This is a genomic window from Microbacterium sp. LWH11-1.2 (genome assembly GCF_038397745.1).
Classification (GTDB): domain Bacteria; phylum Actinomycetota; class Actinomycetes; order Actinomycetales; family Microbacteriaceae; genus Microbacterium.
On sequence record NZ_CP151636.1, the window covers coordinates 288,869 to 305,714 of the forward strand.

Here is a 16,846-nt window from a genome sequence, read left to right on the forward strand (position 1 = left end):
GGCACTCGATTCGCTAGTCGTCCCCCGCGCCCCAGCGTCCCAGAGCGGTGATCGCCTCGCTCAGGGCCAGGCCGCGCTCGGTCAGCGCGTAGGCGCGGGTGTTGTGCCGGAGAGGCAGCCGCGTCAGCACGCCGGCCGCTTCGAGTTCGCGCAGACGCGTCGCGAGCATGTTCGTCGGCGCACCGAGGTCGCGCTGCAGGTCGCCGTAGCGCTGCGGGCCGTCGAGCAGCCGCTCCACGATGAGCAGCGCCCACCGCGCGCCGACGATGTCGAGGGCCGCGGCGAGATCGCTCACGCCGCGGGTTCGTCCGCCGGCTTCATCCAGAACGGGGAGTAGTGGTAGCCGTCGGGATCGTCGAACTGGCGCTGGTACATGAAGGGGTAGTCGTCGGTGTCGCCGATGCGTCCACCGGCGGCACCGGCGCGCTCGACGAACTCGTCGACCGCCTCGCGGCTGCCGAGGTCGAACGAGACCGTGACCTTGGAGGGGGTGTCGGGGCCGCCGATGAGCTCCTCGACTCCTCCGACGCTCGCGTACATCTCGCGGCTGCCGAGCATGACGTACTGCTCGGGCGCGATCGCGAAGCACGACACGTTGTGATCCGACATCTCGGCATTGAGGGTCCAGCCGAGGGCGGTGTAGAAGGCGGTCGCGCGTTCGACGCTCTCGACCGGGCAGGTGATGAAGAGGCTCATGCGCTCATACTTGCAAAATACAAGTACGGCGTCAAGAGGGGGTCAGCGTCGAGCGAGCGGATCTACCTGACGGGCGTCATCCGGCGGATCTTCGTGGCGTATCCGTCGAGGACACGGAGTATCCCTCGGTGCTGCCACACACGATTGCGCCCCCTGCCGGTCGTCTCGACGAGCACTCCTCGGTCGGCGAGCGCGCCCAGCGCGCGCAGAGCTGCCATCTCGCCGAAGCCGAGCGTGTCCACGAGGTACTGCGTGTTCACAGCAGGCTGGCCGACCAGTGCGGGCAGCAGCCTCCACGCTGCGGCGTCGGCGCGGAGGCCCTGCATCCGGCTGCGCGATCCGTCCAGCTCGGCGACGAGATCATCGACGAGCTGCGTTCCCGTCGTCGCAGCGATACGGCTCGCGGCGGCGAACGCCCGGATGATCGGCCCCGCATCCCCCTCACGAAAAGAGGTGAGGGCTGCGAAGTAGCTTCCCGTGTCCAGGAGGAGGCCTGCGGAGATCGGCACCGCTGTCGAGCCGACCAGCCCCTTGTTCCGCAGGATCGACTGCGCCAGTGCACGGCCGGTTCGGCCGTTGCCGTCGACGAACGGATGAATGGTCTCGAATTGTGCGTGCGCGACGGCGACCTGGACCAGGATGGAGAGGTCCTGCCGCTGGACGAATCGGATGAGGTCGGCCATCGCGGCGGGAATCCGCTGCTGGTGAGGCGCGACGAACTCGGCCAGGCGCGGACCTGCATCCCCCACCCCGATCCAGACCTGCTCCTGGCGGTACTGGCCGGCGTCCTGCTCGGATCCGACCTGATGCCGAAGGAGCGCTGCGTGCATCTGGAGGATGGCGTCTTCCGTGATGTCTGCAGAGAGCGCCAGAGCCGCTTCCATTGCACGGACATTGCCGATGACAGTGAGCGCGTTGCTCTTCCCCCCTTCGTCGATCTCGGCGAGGGCGAGTTGCTTTGCGGATGTCGTCAGCTGCTCGATCTGCGAGCTCGACGCGGATTCGGTGCGCAGCAGGATCGCCGCCATCGGCCCGAGGACAGGACTGCCCATGCCGAGCCTGCGCTGGGCGTGGTCGTCGAAGGCGACCAGGCGACGGGTCGCATCCTCGATGTCCGCCGCGTCTTCGGCGGATATCCGAGGGCGCCACTCCGCGAGCCGTGCAGTGATCGTCGCTTCATACGACCCCGTCTGCCGTTCGACCTCGGCTCGCGAGTACATCTCGGGCGCGCGCGGCGTCCAGTGAAGACTCTCGTGCGCGACAGCGTCGACGGAGATTCGCATGGTCGGGGAAGCCGTGGGCATACCAGCGATATTACCAACACTTAGAGCCGTAAGTGTTGGTATGCGCCGTCCGCGCCAACACTTGGCCTCTGGGGGTGTCACACGACGGACAGCCGCACGCTCCACGCGGTGCGCTCTCGCGGAACGCGGTACCGTTCGGGGAGAGCCGGGCCGACGGATGCCGAGCCGATCCCCTGCTGCCCATGGTCGAGGTTCAGCCACACCCGGTCGCCCGCGACGAGTTCGCTCGGGCGACGCGCAGCCTCGAGCTGCTCCGAGGTCCATCGTCGCGCCGTGAAGTCGAAGGGCTCGCCGTCGACGCGCAGCGTGGGCATGCCTTCTGCCGAGAGTTCCAGCCACCGCGTCTGCGTGTGGTTGCCGTTCTCCTGTGGGATCGGATACGGCGTCTGCAGGGCGTCGATCGTGCGCTCGAAGCGGCCGACGCGAGCGCCGTCGACCGAGTCGACATAGGTCTCCTCCGGCCCGCGGCCGAACCACGCGACCCGGTCGGCCGCGGCGGGCAGGGCGAAGCGCAGGCCGAGCCGCGGCGCCCAGATGTCCCGGTGCTTGAAGGGCGTGTCCGCCCAGGGGCCCACGAAGTCGACAGTGGTGTCCAGGCGCACGCCCTCACCGTCCGGCACCCACGTCATCGTCCAGGCGATGCCGTGCGGGTGCGTGCGCGGCGCGGTCCGCCCACGCACGACGAGGCGTTCGCCGTCGAGTGCGACGTCATCGACGCGGTGCAGCAGGCGATGCAGGCCGGTGGCGTGCCACACGGCCGCCAGGTTGTTGTTGTCGCCCTGTCCTCGGTCGTTCTCGGTGGGCGCCCGGTACAGGTCGATCCAGGGGCCGTCGATCGGCAGGTCGCCGAGCCTGATCAGGCGGCCGGTGGCGGCATCGAACGACGCCTCCCCGACGCGGATGACGTCACCGTCGCGGGAGGCCACCGCCGCGATGCCCCGCCCGGGCCGCGCGGCCTCCTCGACCGGCTCCGCGACCTTCTGCCCCCAGGCGATCACATGGCCTTCCGGCGCCCACAGCGTCTCCGCCGCGAGCGCCGCCTCGACCGTCAGCACGGCATCCGTCGCACGAAGAGCGGATGCCGCGGCATCCGGGATCGCGGTCTCGACGCGCTCCCCTCGCGCGATCGGCGGCACATCGAGCACTCCGCTCGCGACGACGCGCCCGTCGGCCTCGACGGACCAGCGGAACCCGAGGTCGGAGGTGTCGGCCGCGTGCCGCTCGTTCGCGATGCGCACCCGCTCGCCGACCTCGATGTCGATCACCTCGTGCGCCTTCGCGAGCTCGGCGAGGGCCGGCTTCGGGGTGCGGTCGCTCAGCACCAGCCCGTCGAGGCTGAAGCGGCCGCCGCGCGGCTCGTAGTCGATGTCCTCGCTCTGCAGGACGAACGCGTGTCCGTCGGCGTCGACCGCATTGATGCCGTGGTCGATCCACTCCCACACGAAGCCGCCGCAGAGCCGGTCGTACGCGCGGAGCACCCGCCAGTAATCCTGCAGGCCGCCGGGTCCGTTGCCCATCGCGTGGGCGTACTCGACCAGCAGGAACGGCAGCCCGCGGCGGCGCTCCTCCTCGGCCTCGGTCACGCCGGCGGGAAGCGGCTCGTCAGGGTCGTCGAACACCATGCCGTGCATGCTGAGCTTGCCGCCGCGCGGCTCCTCGCGCCGTCCGATGCTCTCGAGCAGCTCCAGCGACGGGTACATCAGCGCGTAGAAGTCCGAGTCGCGATAGCTCGGGTCGCGCTCGTACAGCACGACCCGCGACGGATCGCGCTCGTACAGCCAGCGGCGCATCTCGGTGAAGCCGTCTCCCGACATGCTCTCGTTCGCGAGCGACCAGACCACGATGCTCGGGTGGTTCTTGTCGCGCTCGACCGTGCGGCGGAGGCGATCCACGATCGCCTCGCGCCACTCCGGCAGCGCCGGTGGATTGTGCTCCCAGCCCTCGTAGATGAAGCCGTGGGTCTCCAGGTCGACCTCGAGGACCACCCACAGCCCGTACACGTCGCACAGGCGCAGGAACTCGGGGTGCGGCGGGTAGTGGCTCGTGCGGACGGAGTCGATGTTCGCGCGCTTCATCATCACGATGTCCTGGATCATCGTCTCGCGATCGAGCGTTCGCCCGGTGTCCGGGTGGTGCTCGTGGCGGTTCACTCCCCGGAACGTGAGCGCGCTCCCGTTCGCGCGCAGCACGCCGTCGACGATCTCGACGCGACGGAATCCGACAGCGAGCTCGACCGTCTCTCCCGCCGCCCGCAGGGTGCCACGGTAGAGACGGGGGATGTCGGCGCTCCAGGGCTCCACGGAGACGGTCGCGGTCTCCCCCGCCGGCATCTCGATCCCCAGCTCGGGGATCACGACGACCGCATCGATCGAGGCGTCGACGCGCAGGGTGCCGAGGCCGGTGACGTGGTCGTAGTCGGCGTGCACGAAGTGGTCATCGATCGCGCCCGTCGGCCGCGAGATCAGCTCGACGTCGCGGAAGATGCCGGGCAGCCACCACATGTCCTGGTCCTCGAGGTAGGTGCCAGCCGACCAGCGGTGCACCCGCACCGCGAGCACGTTCCGGCCGGCGCGCACGGGGGCGTCGAACTCGAACGGCAGCCGGCTGCCCGTCGACCAGCCCAGCTCCTCGCCGTTCAGCCAGACCTTCGCGCACGAGTCCACGCCCTGGAACCGCAGCACCGCAGGGCCGAAGTCGGCGGGGACGTCGAAGACCAGGCGGTAGTCGCCCGTCGGGTTCTCGGTCGACACGTACGGCGGATCGAGCGGGATCGGGTAGGCCGTGTTCGTGTAGAGCGGCCCCTCCTCCGTGCCGAGCATGCGGCGCGCGGGGCCGCCGACGAGCGGGGTGAAGGCCTCGAGGACCCAGTGCGAGGGGACGCGCATCTCGTCCCAGTCGGTGTCGTCGAAGTCCGTCGCGACGAAGCCGTGACCCGTCCCGGCGGCGGTCGGGGACAGCCGGAAGCGCCAGGTGCCGTTGAGGCTGAGGACCGCGGCGTCGCTCACGGCATCCGCGCGCGGCGCACGCCGACCGGCACCGGGCAGAGTGCTCTCCCAGTAGCGACCGGTCATTCGTCGGCTCCGTACCCGCTGTCGTCGATGGGCGACGGCGCGGGTCCGAGAGCGGCGAGCTCATCCCACACCGCGTCGGGGATGGACGTGGCCGCGAGCCGCAGGAGGGCGTCGAGTCGCTCGGGCGAGGAGACGCCGACAACCGTGCCGTCGATCATCTCCTCGCGCAGGGAGAGGGCGAGGGCGACGGCCGGCAGGGAGACCGCATGACGGGCGCACACGAGGTCCGCCTGCGCGGTCCAGTCGCGAAGAGCATCGGATGCCGGCCGGTAGTGGTACCGCGCACCCTCTCTCGGCCCTCGTGCCAGCAGATCGCCGCCGAACGGCGCCGCGTTGAAGACGCGCCGGCCGCGCTCGTGCGCGTCGCGGAACATCGATGCGGCGCTGCGATCGACGAGCGTGTAGCGGTTGTGGCAGAGCACCGCGTCGAACAGCTCGCTGTCGAGATAGCGCTGCAGCAGGGGAACGGGGCCGGCGGCGATGCCGATCGCGGCCGCCACGCCCTCGTCGCGCAGTCGCACGAGCGCGGAGACCGCTCCGCCGGGCGCGAGAGCATCACGGACCGTGACGACGTACGGATCGTGCAGGTGCAGCAGTGGCACCGCGTCGACGCCGAGTCGCCCTAGACTCTCCTCCACCGAGCGCAGCACGCGGTCGGCGTCGAAGCGACCGGTCTCCGGATCGCGATCGACCTTCGTGAGGATCCGGCGGGCTGCCGAGGTGCGCTCCTCGGGAGTCATGGCCGCGAGCGCCCGTCCGAGGATGCGCTCGGATGATCCGCCGGAGTAGTTGTTGGAGGTGTCGATGAGGTGTCCGCTGCGCAGCAGCACCAGGGCGGTCTCGACCGCGGCCTCCTCGTCGCCGGAGCCGAGCCCCGAGGTGCCGAGCACCAGAACAGTCGGCCGCTGCCGGGACGTCATCGTGGGATCTCCTCGCCGCGAGTGCTACGGTCGGTTCTGAACCGTTTCAGCGCAAGTTTATTCATAGGAGAATTCACATGTCAACGGCATCCGCACCGAGTCTGATCGCGTCAGGAGCCGAACTCGAGCGCCTCGCCGACGGCGCCGAGTGGAGCGAAGGCCCGATCTGGCTGCCCGCGATCCGACGACTGCGCTGGAGCGACATCCCGAACGATCGCATCCTCGAGTGGGATGCGGCCACCGGCGAGGTCTCGACCTTCCGCCAGCCCGCCGAGTACACGAACGGGCGCGCACTGGACCACGAGGGCCGGGTCGTGCAGTGCAGCCACGGCCGACGCGCGATCGAGCGCGAGGGAGCGGCAGGACCCGAGGTGATCGTCGACCGCTGGAGCGGCGGCCGGTTCAACTCCCCGAACGATCTCGCCGTGGCAGCCGACGGGGCGATCTGGTTCACGGATCCGCCGTACGGCATCCACCCCAGCGGTCGCGAAGGACACCCGGGCACCTCCGAGTACGACGCCTGCTTCGTGTTCCGCTGGGATCCCATCACCGGCGAGGCGGAACCGGTCGTCTCGACCATGGTGCATCCCAACGGCATCGCGTTCTCCCCCGACGGCTCCCGGCTCTACGTCGCCGACACGGGGTTCTACGCCGACCACCCGGAGGCCCAGCAGGTCCTCGTGTTCGAGGTCGACGGGGCGACGGTCGTCGGCGACGGACGGGAGTTCGCGAAGCCGCCGATCGGTGCCTCCGACGGGTTCGCGGTCGACCGCGAGGGCCGGCTCTGGAGCTCGGCCGGCGACGGGATCTACGTCTACGCACCGGACGGCGAGCTGCTCCACCACGTCGCCGTACCCGAGACCGTCTCGAACTGCACGTTCGGCGGCGACGACGGCCAGGACCTCTTCATCACGGCCTCGACGAGCCTCTACCGGATCCGCACCACGACGACCGCGGTCTGAGCGATGTTCACCTACGCCGCCTACAACGCCGCTCCGGCCGAGCTCGCCGCTTCCGCGCAGGAGGAAGGCGAGTGGTACCGCCTCCTCCGCGCGGAACCGCTCATCGGCGGGCTCGAACTCGGATTCCTGCACGGCCTGCATCCGCGCGGCGTCGAGCGACTCCGCTCCCTGCTCGATCCCGGATGGCGGAACATCGTCACCGCGATGCCGCACACGCTCGCGATCGTCGCCGAGGACCGCTCCTATGGACTCGCCTCCGCCGACGCGGGCGGTCGCCGTCGCGCCGTCGACGACGTGGCACGGCTGCACGACGAGGTCTTCGCGCTGCGTGCGGCGCTCGGTCCGCTCGCCGTGACCGCGGTCGAGCTGCAGTCCGCTCCCCTGGCCGCGACCGGAGCAGCGGGCGGCACGCACCTCGCCGCGTCGCTCACCGAGATCGCCGGCTGGGACTGGGCCGACGTGCGGCTTCTGGTCGAGCACTCGGATGCGTCGACGTCGACCCACCCTCCGGCCAAGGGGTGGCTGTCGCTGGACGACGAGATCGACGCCGTGCGCACGGCCACCGAGCGCAGCGGCGCCGCCATCGGCCAGGCCGTCAACTGGGGCCGCTCGGTCATCGAGACGCGCATGCCGCGCGGTGCCGTCGAGCACCTCGAGCGGCTGCGTGCGGCGGGGACGCTCTGGGGCTTCACCGTGTCCGGCGTGTCGGACCAGGCCACTTCGCGCAGCCTTCCGTGGGAGGACGTTCATCTGGCCGTCGCCGACGTCGACCCGGAGTCGCTCCTCACCGCGGCGGCTCTCGCCGATGCCGTGGCCGTCGCGAAGCCGGCGAGCCTCCGACAGGTGGGGGTGAAGGTCGGGGCGCCGGCGGCACCGACGAACCTCGCCGAGAGACTGGCACCCGGCCTCGGCACGCTGCGGACTCTGGCCGGAGCCTGGTCGCACGTCGCCCCGAGCCCATGACGGGCCTCGATAGGCGAAGGCGCGGCTCCGGGAGCCGCCTAGGGGGCCGAGTGCTGTGCCGCCGCGTACTCCTCGCGCCACAGGTGGGCGGGCTCGAATCCGAGCCGGTCGCGCGCCTTGTCGATCGACATCAGGGTCTCGAACTCGCCGAGCCCTTCCCGCAGCGGGACCCCCGGGTAGTTGCGCGCCGCGTACTCGGCGGTCGGCATCGACGCCCCGGAGTCGGACGCCGCGACGTTGTAGACCTCGAAGCCGGGGGACGCGTGCTCGAGCGCGAGGGCGACGGCGGTGGCCGCATCGCGCGCGTCGACGTAGGTGCCGAGCAGGTCGCGGCGGTAGTCGGCGGCACCGGCCCGCTCGAACGTCGCGTACTCCCCTTCCGCGACGACGTTGGTGAACCGCAGCGCGGTGATGCTCGTCCCCTCGACCCAGTGCACGAGCTGTGCGGCGATCGCCTCCTCGGCGACCTTGCCCAGCGCGTACGTGTTGTTCGCCTCGACGTACCCCTCGTCCACCGGAAGCGACGTCAGATTCGCGAAGTCGGGGAAGCCCATCGCCGTGATGCTCGATGCCTGCACGATGGTGCGGATGCCGGCGCGGAGGGCGCCGTGGAGCACATGGAACGTGGCGTTCATGTTGTTCGTGAACGTGGCGGCATCAGGGACGAGTCCGTTCACGGGCAGCGCGGCGAGATGCACGAGGGCGTCGAAGCCGTCGTGGCGGGCCGTGACGCCGAGCAGCGCGTCGAGCACCTGCCCGTAGTCCTGCAGATCCACCCGGACGAAGCCGAACCCCGGCTCGCCGACGATGTCGAATCCCACGACCTCGTGGCCGTCGGCGCGCAGCCGCTCCACGGTGGCACGCCCGAGCTTTCCCGAACTGCCGGTGACGACGACGCGCATGGGGATCCTTTCGTTCCCCCTATCCTCCCGCCTACACTTGAAACGTGTCAATTCATCCGCGATGATCGAGACACACCCCGATCTGGAGACTCATGAGCATCGTCGTCGCTGCGCCCACGTTCGAGCACCACCGCCACGCCCTCGGCATCGGCGAATCCGCTCCCCGCATCTCCTGGAAGACGCAGGCGCCGGCGGGATGGAGGCAGGCGTCATACGAACTCGAGGTGACACGCGGCGACGAGGTGTCCACCACCTCCGCCACCGACGACGACTCGGTCCTGCGCGCGTGGCCGTCGCATCCGCTCGCCTCGCGGGAACGCGCGGTCGTGCGCGTCCGTGTCTCGGGCGACGACGGCTCGATCTCGGACTGGAGCGAACCCGCCGCGGTCGAGACGGGGCTGCTCGAGCCCGGGGACTGGTCGGCGATGGCCGTCGGCGCGAACTGGAACGAGAACCCGCTCAGCGACGAGCGCCGTCCATCCGTGCTGCGGCGGGACTTCGCCGCGCGAGGAGGGCTCGTGTCGGCCCGCCTCTACGTCACCGCGCACGGCGTCTACGAGGTCGAGATCAACGGCAACCGTGTCGGCGACGATGCGATGTCCCCCGGCTGGACGCCGTACCGGCAGAAGCTCCGCTACTACACCTACGACGTGACCGACGCGATCGACGAGGGGCCCAACGCCATCGGGGCCTGGCTCGGCGACGGCTGGTACCGCGGACGCATGGGCTGGCGCGGAGGCTTCCGCAACGTCTTCGGCACCGACCTCTCGCTGCTGGCGCAGCTGGAGCTGCGCTACAGCGACGGCTCGACCGAGACGATCGTGACGGACGGCGACTGGCGTGCGGCGCCGAGCCCGATCCTGCACACCGGGAACTACGACGGCGAGACCTACGACGCGCGCGTCGCCGCCGAGATCGCGGGCTGGTCGCGTCCGGGCTTCGACGCCGCCGGCTGGTCCCGGGTCGTCGCGGCCCATCGCGACCCCGCGACCCTCACCGCCCCGGAGGGCCCGCCCGTCCGCTGCACGCAGGAGGTGGCCCCGATCGAGCTGCTCACGACACCCAGCGGCCGGCGCGTGCTCGACTTCGGTCAGAACCTCGTCGGGCGTCCGCGCTTCCGCGTCACCGGGCAGGCGGGCGACGTCGTGCGCTTCCGCACCGCCGAGGTGCTGCAGCAGGGCGAGATCTACACGCGCCCGCTCCGCGACGCGAAGTCGACGGACGAGTACGTCCTCGCCGGAGACGGCGTCGAGGAGTGGGAGCCGCGATTCACATTCCACGGCTTCCGGTACGCCGAGATCGAGTGGCCCGGAGACGCGGACGCTCTCGATGCCGCGGTCGCGGCAGGAGACATCGTCGCCCGGGTCTACCACACCGACATGGAGCGCACGGGGTGGTTCGAGTCGTCGAACGCCCGGGTCGACCGACTGCACGAGAACGTCGTCTGGAGCATGCGGGGCAACTTCCTCGACATCCCCACGGACTGCCCGCAGCGCGACGAGCGGATCGGCTGGACCGGCGACCTGCAGGTGTTCGCTCCGACCGCATCCTTCCTGTACGACGTCTCGGGGATGCTCTCGAGCTGGCTGAAGGATGTCGCGATCGAGCAGCTGCCCGACGGCACGGTTCCCTGGTACGTCCCGGTGATCCCCGCCGACAAGCAGTGGACGCCGATCCGCCCCGGCGCGGCGTGGGGCGACGTCGCGACCTTCACGCCGTGGACCCTCTACGAGCGATTCGGGGACACCCGCATCCTCCGCGACCAGTACGAGAGTGCGAAGAAGTGGGTCGATCTGCTCGAACGGCTCGCCGGCGAGGATCGGCTCTGGGACGAGGGCTTCCAGCTGGGCGACTGGCTCGACCCCGCGGCCCCGCCCGAGGACCCGGCGGATGCGACGACCGACCGCTACCTGGTCGCGACGGCGTACTTCGCCCGCTCCGCCGACCGCGTCGCCCGCATGGCCGAGGTGCTGGGTCACGACGACGACCGGGCGCGATACGCGGAGCTCGCAGCCGAGGTGCGCGCGGCGTTCACGGCGACCTACGTACGCGAGGACGGCCGGATGACCAGCGATGCGCAGACCGCCTACTCGCTCGCGATCGCCTTCGAGCTGGTGTCGGATGAGCATCTCGCGACGGCGGGGGCCCGTCTGGCCGAGCTCGTGGAGGAGGCGGGGCACCGCATCGCCACCGGCTTCGTCGGCACACCCCTCGTCTCCGACGCCCTCACCGTCACCGGCCACGCGGATGCCGCATACGACCTGCTCCTGGAGACCGAGGCGCCGTCGTGGCTCTACGCGGTCCTGCAGGGCGGGACGACGATCTGGGAGCGCTGGGACAGCCTCCGCCCCGACGGCACCGTGAACCCCGGCACGATGACGTCGTTCAACCACTACGCCCTGGGTGCGGTGGCCGACTGGCTGCACCGGACCGTCGCCGGGCTCGCGCCCGCAGCCCCGGGCTACCGGTCGATCCGCTTCGCCCCGAAGCCGGGCGGCGGGTTCACGCACGCGCGCGCCGCACACGAGACGCCCTACGGACGGGCCGAGATCGCCTGGCGCGTCGACGGCGGATCACTGCGGGTCGATGTCACCGTGCCGACGGGCACGACTGCGACCGTGGAGCTCCCCGGCGGCGAGCGCCACGAGGTGGGCAGCGGCAGCCACAGCATCGAAAGTGCCTGGAGCGCTCGCACCCTGTCGGCATCCGGCGACGAATCGCGGAGCTGACGACGGCGAGACCGTCGTTCATCGGACGGCGGGTCAGCCGGCGGTCGAGGCGCGCACGACGAGCTCGGGGCGGAATCGCACGTTTCGCTCGTACTCGCCATCGGGATCGTCGATCGACCGCAGCAGGAGATCGACCGCCGTCTGTCCGATGAGCCGCGCCGGCTGCCGGATCGACGTCAGCGGCACGACCGTGGCCGACGCGAAGTCGATGTCGTCGTAGCCGATCAGCGCGATCTCCTCGGGCACGCGCACGCTCCCGAGGATCGTGAGCGCCTGCAGCAGCCCCACCGCGAGGAGGTCGTTCGCCGCGAACACCGCGTCGGGACGGTGGGCCCCGGCCCTCGCGACGATCGACTCGCCGGCCTCCCGTCCGTGCAGGACGGTCAGCGCCGGAACCTCGATCACCTCGAGCTCGGCCTCGGGCACCTCGGCGACCGCCCGGCGCGCGCCCGCGAGACGGTTGGCGACTTGGGTGAGCGAACCGGGGCCGGCGAGGAAGGCGATGCGTCGGCGGCCGATGTCGAGCAGATGCCTCGTGGCCAGGTACCCGCCCTCGACGTCGTCGACGGAGACGGAGCAGAACCCGCTCCCGGGGATCTCGTGGTCGACCAGGACCACCGGGGTGCCGGCATCGGCGAGCCTCCGGATCCCGGCGACATCGTCGGAGGACGGCGTGATCAGTACCCCGTTCACCCGCTGCTCGCGGAAGAGATCGAGGTAGCCGTTCTCCCGCGCGGCATCCTCGTCGCTGTTGCCGAGCAGGACCGAGAGGTGGTCCTCGTCCGCGCGAGCCTCGGCGCCGCGGGCGACGTCGGCGAAGAACGGGTTGCCCGCGTCGAGCACGATGAGCCCGATGCTCCGGCTGCGACCGGCGCGCAGCTGACGCGCAGCGTCGTTGCGCACGAAGCCGAGCTTCTCGATCGCGTCGCGCACGCGCTGTACGGTGCCCTCGGCGACCTTGTCCGGCCGGTTCAGGACGTTGGAGACGGTGCCGACGGAGACGCCGGCGGCCGCGGCCACCTCGCGCACGCTCACTGCCAACGGGTGCCCCTTCCTGTCGTGCACTGTCCGCGAGTGTACGGCACGCCGCAGCCCCGCCTACTCCTTGTCCTCGGCTCGCCGCGCGCTCACCGCGGTCGAGACCCAACGGTGACTCCCGGAGCCGACGACGTGCCGTCGGCCATCCGGCAGCACGACATCCGCCTCGGTGTTCGCCGGAACCTGCGCGTCGATCACGACGCCGCCGTCGGAACGCTCCCATCGCACGCGCGCCTCTCCGTACGGGGTCAGGTGCACGGCCTCGGCGAAGTCGAACCCGTCCAGCGGATGGGGCTCGATCGCGAGACGCGCGTATCCCGGCTCCGCGGGCGCGAGTCCCGCGAGGGTGCGGTGCAGCCAGTCCGCGATCGCCCCGAGCGCGTAGTGGTTGAACGAGGTCATCTCGCCGGGGTTGATCGTGCCGTCCGGCAGCATCGAGTCCCAGCGCTCCCAGATCGTCGTCGCCCCCATCGTCACCGGGTACAGCCAGGACGGGTTCTCGGTCTGCGTGAGCAGCCGCTGCGCGACATCGATGTGCCCCGTGCGGGTGAGGGCGTCCGCGATGATGGGCGTCCCGACGAACCCGGTGCCGATCCGGTGGTCACCCTGCGCGGTGAGCTCCGCCAGCCGGTCGCCCAGAGCCTGCCGCCGCCCGGGATCCACGATGTCGAACACGATGGCGAGGGAGTAGGCGGTCTGCGCATCGGATGTCATCCGCCCCTCTGCCGAGACGTACGCCTCGAGGAAGGCGAGCCGCACCTCTTCCGCGATCCGCGCGTACTCCGCCGCGTCGTCGTCTCTGCCGAGCAGCGCGGCCGTCCGCGCGGTGAGGTCGGCGGAGCGGAACACGTAGGCGGTCGCGACGATGTCGGCCGACGTCTTCGCGTCTGCCGGCCGCTCCGGCGGAGCATCCGGGTCCAGCCAGTCCCCGAACTGGAACATCCCCTCCCACAGCCGCCGCTCGCCGGACAGCCCGACGACGGCATCGGTCCAGCCCTTCATGCTGTCGTACTGCCGTTCGAGCGTCTCGAGGTCGTCGAACCGCTCATGCAGGACCCAGGGCACGACGGTCGCGGCGTCGCCCCAGGCCGCAGCCGGCTGCGCCGGCCCGAGCACGTTCGGGACGACGAACGGCACGACGCCGTCGACCTGGTCGATCGCGAGATCACGCAGCCAGGAGTCGAGGAATCCGCGTACGTCGTAGAGGAAGCTCGCGGTGGGCGTGAACACCTGGATGTCGCCGGTCCACCCGAGTCGCTCGTCACGCTGCGGGCAGTCGGTCGGCACCGACAGGAAGTTGCCGCGAAGACCCCACACGACGTTCTCGTGCAGCCGTCGGACGAGCGGATGCGAGGTGTCGAACCACCCGGTGCGCTCCATGTCGCTGTGGATCACGACGGCCGTGACGTCGGACGGATCGAAGGCACCCGGCCAGCCGTCGATCTCGGCGTAGCGGAATCCGTGGAAGGTGAACTCGGGCTCCCACACCTCGACACCCCCTCCGGCCAGCGTGTACCGGTCGGTGGCGGCGGCGGCGCGCAGCGGACGCGTGCCGAGCTCACCGTGCTCCAGCACCTCCGCATGCCGCAGGGTGACCACCTGTCCCGCCTCGCCGTCGACCCGGATGCGCAGCCGCCCGACGAGGTTCTGCCCGAAGTCCACCACCGTCCTCCCGGAGGGTGTCGTGATGACCTCGACGACCGGGAGCTCCTCGATCCGCCGGACGAACGGCGAGACGCGGGCGCCCGGCACCGGCACGTCCTCGACCACCGCGACCGGCGCCCACGCCGACGCGGCGAGGCGGGCGTCGTGCTCCTCCCCGGCATACAGGCCGCTGGCCGTGATCGGGCCGGGGGCGCTCTGCCAGTCGGCATCCGTCACGATCGTCTCGGTGCGCCCGTCGGCGTATTCGATGACGAGCTGCGCGGCGAAACGGGGCTGATCGCCGTAGACCGTGGCCGCCTCGTCGCGGAAGCCGTAGCGTTCCGTCGCCCACGCTCCCGCGAGTCGCACCGCGATGGTGTTCTCGCCCGCAGAGAGCAGTCCGGTGACGTCGGTCGTCTCGTGCACCGTGCGGGCCTGGAACGGCGTCCATCCCGGCTTCAGCAGCTGGTCGTCGACATCGACGCCGTTGATCGACACCTGATAGACGCCGACCGCCGTCGCATACAGCGTGGCGCGACGCACGTCACCGTCGAGCGCGACCACGCGTCGCAGCTCGGCCGGCTCCGCCGAGGATGCGGGGGCCGCGACGCCGACGCTCTTCGCCTGCCACTCCCCGCCGGCGAGGAAGCCCGCGACGATGCGCCGCGGGGCGCTCCACTCCGACACCGCACCGTCGGCACCGGTCACGCGCACGCGCAGCTGCACCTCCTCGCGCGGACGCAGCGGGCGGAACGGCCAGCGGATGCGGACCGACTCCCGTCCGCTGACGACGTGCGTCTGCACGCCGTCGCCGGTGAGTTCGAGCTCCGCGGCATCCTGCGTCCATCCCGGCACGGAGGCCTCGGTCGCCCAGCTGATCGCCGGAGCGGCCACGGCGACCGCATCGCTGCGGTACGGCGCGTCCACGTCGACGCGCGCCACTGTCAGAGTCATTCTTCCCGCCTTCATCTCAGGTCACGGTCATCATTCCCCGCGTGCGCTTCATCGCGGCACACGAGTCGATCCTGAAACGATTCATGATCCGATGTCAAGGTCCGGATGCCGAGCGACGCCGCAGCGCCCGTCCGGAGCCGGAGGCAGGTTCTGACGATTCGGTGACAATCGTTGACTCTCACTCCGGATCGTCGTACGGTACCGACGTTGAATGGTTTCAACCCTTCGACGCCGAACGCTCTCAGTGCAGAGATCGTCACAAGAGTCAGCTTTTACATGGAGGTAAAGGATGGACAACACCCGTAGTCGAAGGGTTCTCCTCGCCGCAGCAGGCGTCGCAGCCCTCGCCGTCCCGCTCGCCGCCTGCAGCACGGGCGGAGGAGGCGAGAGCGCCGACGGCAGCGTCGAGATCACCTTCCTCGTCCCGAACGCGGGGACGAACGTCGAATCCGCCGAGGCCATGATCGCGGCCTTCGAGGAGGAGAACGCCGACATCACCGTCAAGGTGGAGTCCCAGCCGGCCGGCACCGAGGGCGACAACCTCATGAAGACCAAGCTCGCCACGGGCGAGATGGCCGACGTGTTCTGGTACAACTCCGGTTCGCTGTTCCAGGCGCTGAACCCGGACCAGAACCTCGCCCCGCTCACCGACGAATCCTGGGTCGGCGACATGCAGGACACCATGAAGGCCGTGGTCGAGACCGAGAACGGCGTCTACGGCGCACCGTTCGGCGCGACCCAGGCCGGTGCCGTCGTCTACAACAAGAAGATCTACGCCGATCTCGGCCTCGAGGTCCCGACGTCGTGGGACGAGTTCGCGTCCAACAACGCCGCGATCAAGGCGGCAGGCATCACCCCGGTCATCCAGACGTACGGCGACACGTGGACCAGCCAGCTGTTCGTGCTCGGCGACTTCGGCAACGTGCTCGCGCAGGATGCCGATTGGGGCAGCGAGTACACGGCCGGCGAGCGCAAGTACGTCGACGAGCCCGCGCTGGCCGGCTTCGCCAACCAGCAGGAGGGATTCGAAGAGGGCTGGTGGAACGAGGACTTCGCGTCCGCCCTTTACGACGACGGAGCGCGGATGGTGGCGACCGGCGAGGGCGCGCACTACCCGATCCTCACCGGGATCGTCTCGACGTTCCAGCAGAACTTCCCCGACCAGATCGAGGATGTCGGCGTCTTCCCGCTGCCGGCGCAGAAGGCCGAGGACACCAAGCTGACCGTCTGGCTCCCGAACGCGGTGTACGTGCCGAAGACCACCGAGGGCGCACAGCTCGAGGCGGCGAAGAAGTTCGTCGCGTTCATCAACTCGCCGGCCGGCTGCGACGTGCAGAACACCGCGATGGTCCCCTCCGGACCCTACGCGATCAGCACCTGCGAGCTCGGCGACGACGTGCCCGGCCTGCTGAAGGACATGCAGGTGTACTTCGACGAGGACAACACGAACCCCGCCCTCGAGTTCCTCTCCCCCATCAAGGGACCGAACCTCGAGAACATCACGGTCGAGGTCGGCAGCGGCATCCGCTCCGCCGAGGACGGCGCCGCACTCTACGACGAGGACGTGAAGAAGCAGGCCCAGCAGCTGGGTCTCGACGGCTGGTGATCGCCGACTGATCCCGGGGTGCGGGCCCTGCACGGGGCCCGCACCCGCCGACCTCAC

General features: G+C 70.4%; 12 protein-coding genes. 4 read left to right on the forward strand and 8 right to left on the reverse strand.

Annotated features, from left to right (window positions below; genetic code table 11):
• Nucleotides 1-13: 13 nt before the first annotated feature.
• From MRBLWH11_RS01345 to MRBLWH11_RS01365, 5 genes are all read right to left on the reverse strand, one after another.
• Nucleotides 14-295, reverse strand: a complete 282-nt coding sequence (locus tag MRBLWH11_RS01345) for a helix-turn-helix domain-containing protein (RefSeq protein ID WP_116634242.1) — start codon at nucleotides 293-295, stop codon at nucleotides 14-16.
• Nucleotides 292-696 carry a VOC family protein gene (locus MRBLWH11_RS01350; RefSeq protein WP_341946420.1) on the reverse strand — a complete coding sequence of 135 codons (405 nt, stop codon included), beginning with the start codon at nucleotides 694-696 and terminating at the stop codon, nucleotides 292-294. Before MRBLWH11_RS01350 ends, MRBLWH11_RS01345 begins: the two co-directional genes overlap by 4 nt.
• 62 nt (nucleotides 697-758) lie before the next feature.
• Entirely contained in the window at nucleotides 759-2,000 is a 1,242-nt protein-coding gene (locus MRBLWH11_RS01355) for a Fic family protein (protein WP_341946421.1), read from the reverse strand.
• A 77-nt stretch (nucleotides 2,001-2,077) separates the two neighbouring features.
• Nucleotides 2,078-5,071, reverse strand: a complete 2,994-nt coding sequence (locus MRBLWH11_RS01360) for a glycoside hydrolase family 2 TIM barrel-domain containing protein (RefSeq protein ID WP_341946422.1) — start codon at nucleotides 5,069-5,071, stop codon at nucleotides 2,078-2,080.
• On the reverse strand, nucleotides 5,068-5,991 hold the full coding sequence (locus MRBLWH11_RS01365) for an aldo/keto reductase (RefSeq protein WP_341946423.1): 924 nt from the start codon (nucleotides 5,989-5,991) through the stop codon (nucleotides 5,068-5,070). The genes MRBLWH11_RS01360 and MRBLWH11_RS01365 overlap by 4 nt, the downstream gene beginning before the upstream one ends.
• 77 nt (nucleotides 5,992-6,068) lie before the next feature.
• Here MRBLWH11_RS01365 and MRBLWH11_RS01370 point away from each other — a divergent pair, with 77 nt between their 5' ends.
• Both MRBLWH11_RS01370 and MRBLWH11_RS01375 read left to right on the forward strand, forming a co-directional pair.
• Nucleotides 6,069-6,953, forward strand: a complete 885-nt coding sequence (locus MRBLWH11_RS01370) for an SMP-30/gluconolactonase/LRE family protein (RefSeq protein WP_341946424.1) — start codon at nucleotides 6,069-6,071, stop codon at nucleotides 6,951-6,953.
• Nucleotides 6,954-6,956: 3 nt separating this feature from the next.
• Nucleotides 6,957-7,916 (forward strand): DUF4862 family protein, encoded by a 960-nt coding sequence (locus MRBLWH11_RS01375; RefSeq protein WP_116634236.1) that lies wholly within the window; start codon nucleotides 6,957-6,959, stop codon nucleotides 7,914-7,916.
• A gap of 38 nt (nucleotides 7,917-7,954) precedes the next feature.
• Here the strand turns inward: MRBLWH11_RS01375 and MRBLWH11_RS01380 are convergent, their stop codons facing one another.
• Nucleotides 7,955-8,818: an NAD(P)-dependent oxidoreductase gene (locus MRBLWH11_RS01380; protein ID WP_341946425.1), complete on the reverse strand. Its 864-nt coding sequence runs from the start codon at nucleotides 8,816-8,818 to the stop codon at nucleotides 7,955-7,957.
• A gap of 92 nt (nucleotides 8,819-8,910) precedes the next feature.
• Here MRBLWH11_RS01380 and MRBLWH11_RS01385 point away from each other — a divergent pair, with 92 nt between their 5' ends.
• On the forward strand, nucleotides 8,911-11,547 hold the full coding sequence (locus MRBLWH11_RS01385; protein WP_341946426.1) for a glycoside hydrolase family 78 protein: 2,637 nt from the start codon (nucleotides 8,911-8,913) through the stop codon (nucleotides 11,545-11,547).
• Between the two features lie 33 nt (nucleotides 11,548-11,580).
• On the opposite strand, the gene MRBLWH11_RS01390 is transcribed toward MRBLWH11_RS01385, so the two are convergent.
• Both MRBLWH11_RS01390 and MRBLWH11_RS01395 read right to left on the reverse strand, forming a co-directional pair.
• Nucleotides 11,581-12,588, reverse strand: a complete 1,008-nt coding sequence (locus MRBLWH11_RS01390) for a LacI family DNA-binding transcriptional regulator (protein WP_341946427.1) — start codon at nucleotides 12,586-12,588, stop codon at nucleotides 11,581-11,583.
• Nucleotides 12,589-12,645: 57 nt separating this feature from the next.
• Nucleotides 12,646-15,183: a family 78 glycoside hydrolase catalytic domain gene (locus MRBLWH11_RS01395; RefSeq protein ID WP_341946428.1), complete on the reverse strand. Its 2,538-nt coding sequence runs from the start codon at nucleotides 15,181-15,183 to the stop codon at nucleotides 12,646-12,648.
• Nucleotides 15,184-15,472: 289 nt separating this feature from the next.
• Between MRBLWH11_RS01395 and MRBLWH11_RS01400 the strand changes: the two genes are divergently transcribed.
• Complete coding sequence (locus MRBLWH11_RS01400; protein ID WP_341946429.1) at nucleotides 15,473-16,789, forward strand: ABC transporter substrate-binding protein; 1,317 nt, start codon at nucleotides 15,473-15,475, stop codon at nucleotides 16,787-16,789.
• The last annotated feature ends 57 nt before the right edge of the window (nucleotides 16,790-16,846 follow it).

What these genes read in the sequence shown, in the direction of transcription:
- MRBLWH11_RS01365 (WP_341946423.1), bottom strand. Translation starts at nt 5,991, where the DNA reads ATGACGTCCCGGCAGCGGCCGACTGTTCTGGTGCTCGGCACCTCGGGG.
- MRBLWH11_RS01350 (WP_341946420.1), bottom strand. Translation starts at nt 696, where the DNA reads ATGAGCCTCTTCATCACCTGCCCGGTCGAGAGCGTCGAACGCGCGACC.
- MRBLWH11_RS01370 (WP_341946424.1), top strand. Translation starts at nt 6,069, where the DNA reads ATGTCAACGGCATCCGCACCGAGTCTGATCGCGTCAGGAGCCGAACTC.
- MRBLWH11_RS01380 (WP_341946425.1), bottom strand. Translation starts at nt 8,818, where the DNA reads ATGCGCGTCGTCGTCACCGGCAGTTCGGGAAAGCTCGGGCGTGCCACC.
- MRBLWH11_RS01360 (WP_341946422.1), bottom strand. Translation starts at nt 5,071, where the DNA reads ATGACCGGTCGCTACTGGGAGAGCACTCTGCCCGGTGCCGGTCGGCGT.
- MRBLWH11_RS01355 (WP_341946421.1), bottom strand. Translation starts at nt 2,000, where the DNA reads ATGCCCACGGCTTCCCCGACCATGCGAATCTCCGTCGACGCTGTCGCG.
- MRBLWH11_RS01385 (WP_341946426.1), top strand. Translation starts at nt 8,911, where the DNA reads ATGAGCATCGTCGTCGCTGCGCCCACGTTCGAGCACCACCGCCACGCC.
- MRBLWH11_RS01375 (WP_116634236.1), top strand. Translation starts at nt 6,957, where the DNA reads ATGTTCACCTACGCCGCCTACAACGCCGCTCCGGCCGAGCTCGCCGCT.
- MRBLWH11_RS01395 (WP_341946428.1), bottom strand. Translation starts at nt 15,183, where the DNA reads ATGACTCTGACAGTGGCGCGCGTCGACGTGGACGCGCCGTACCGCAGC.
- MRBLWH11_RS01400 (WP_341946429.1), top strand. Translation starts at nt 15,473, where the DNA reads ATGGACAACACCCGTAGTCGAAGGGTTCTCCTCGCCGCAGCAGGCGTC.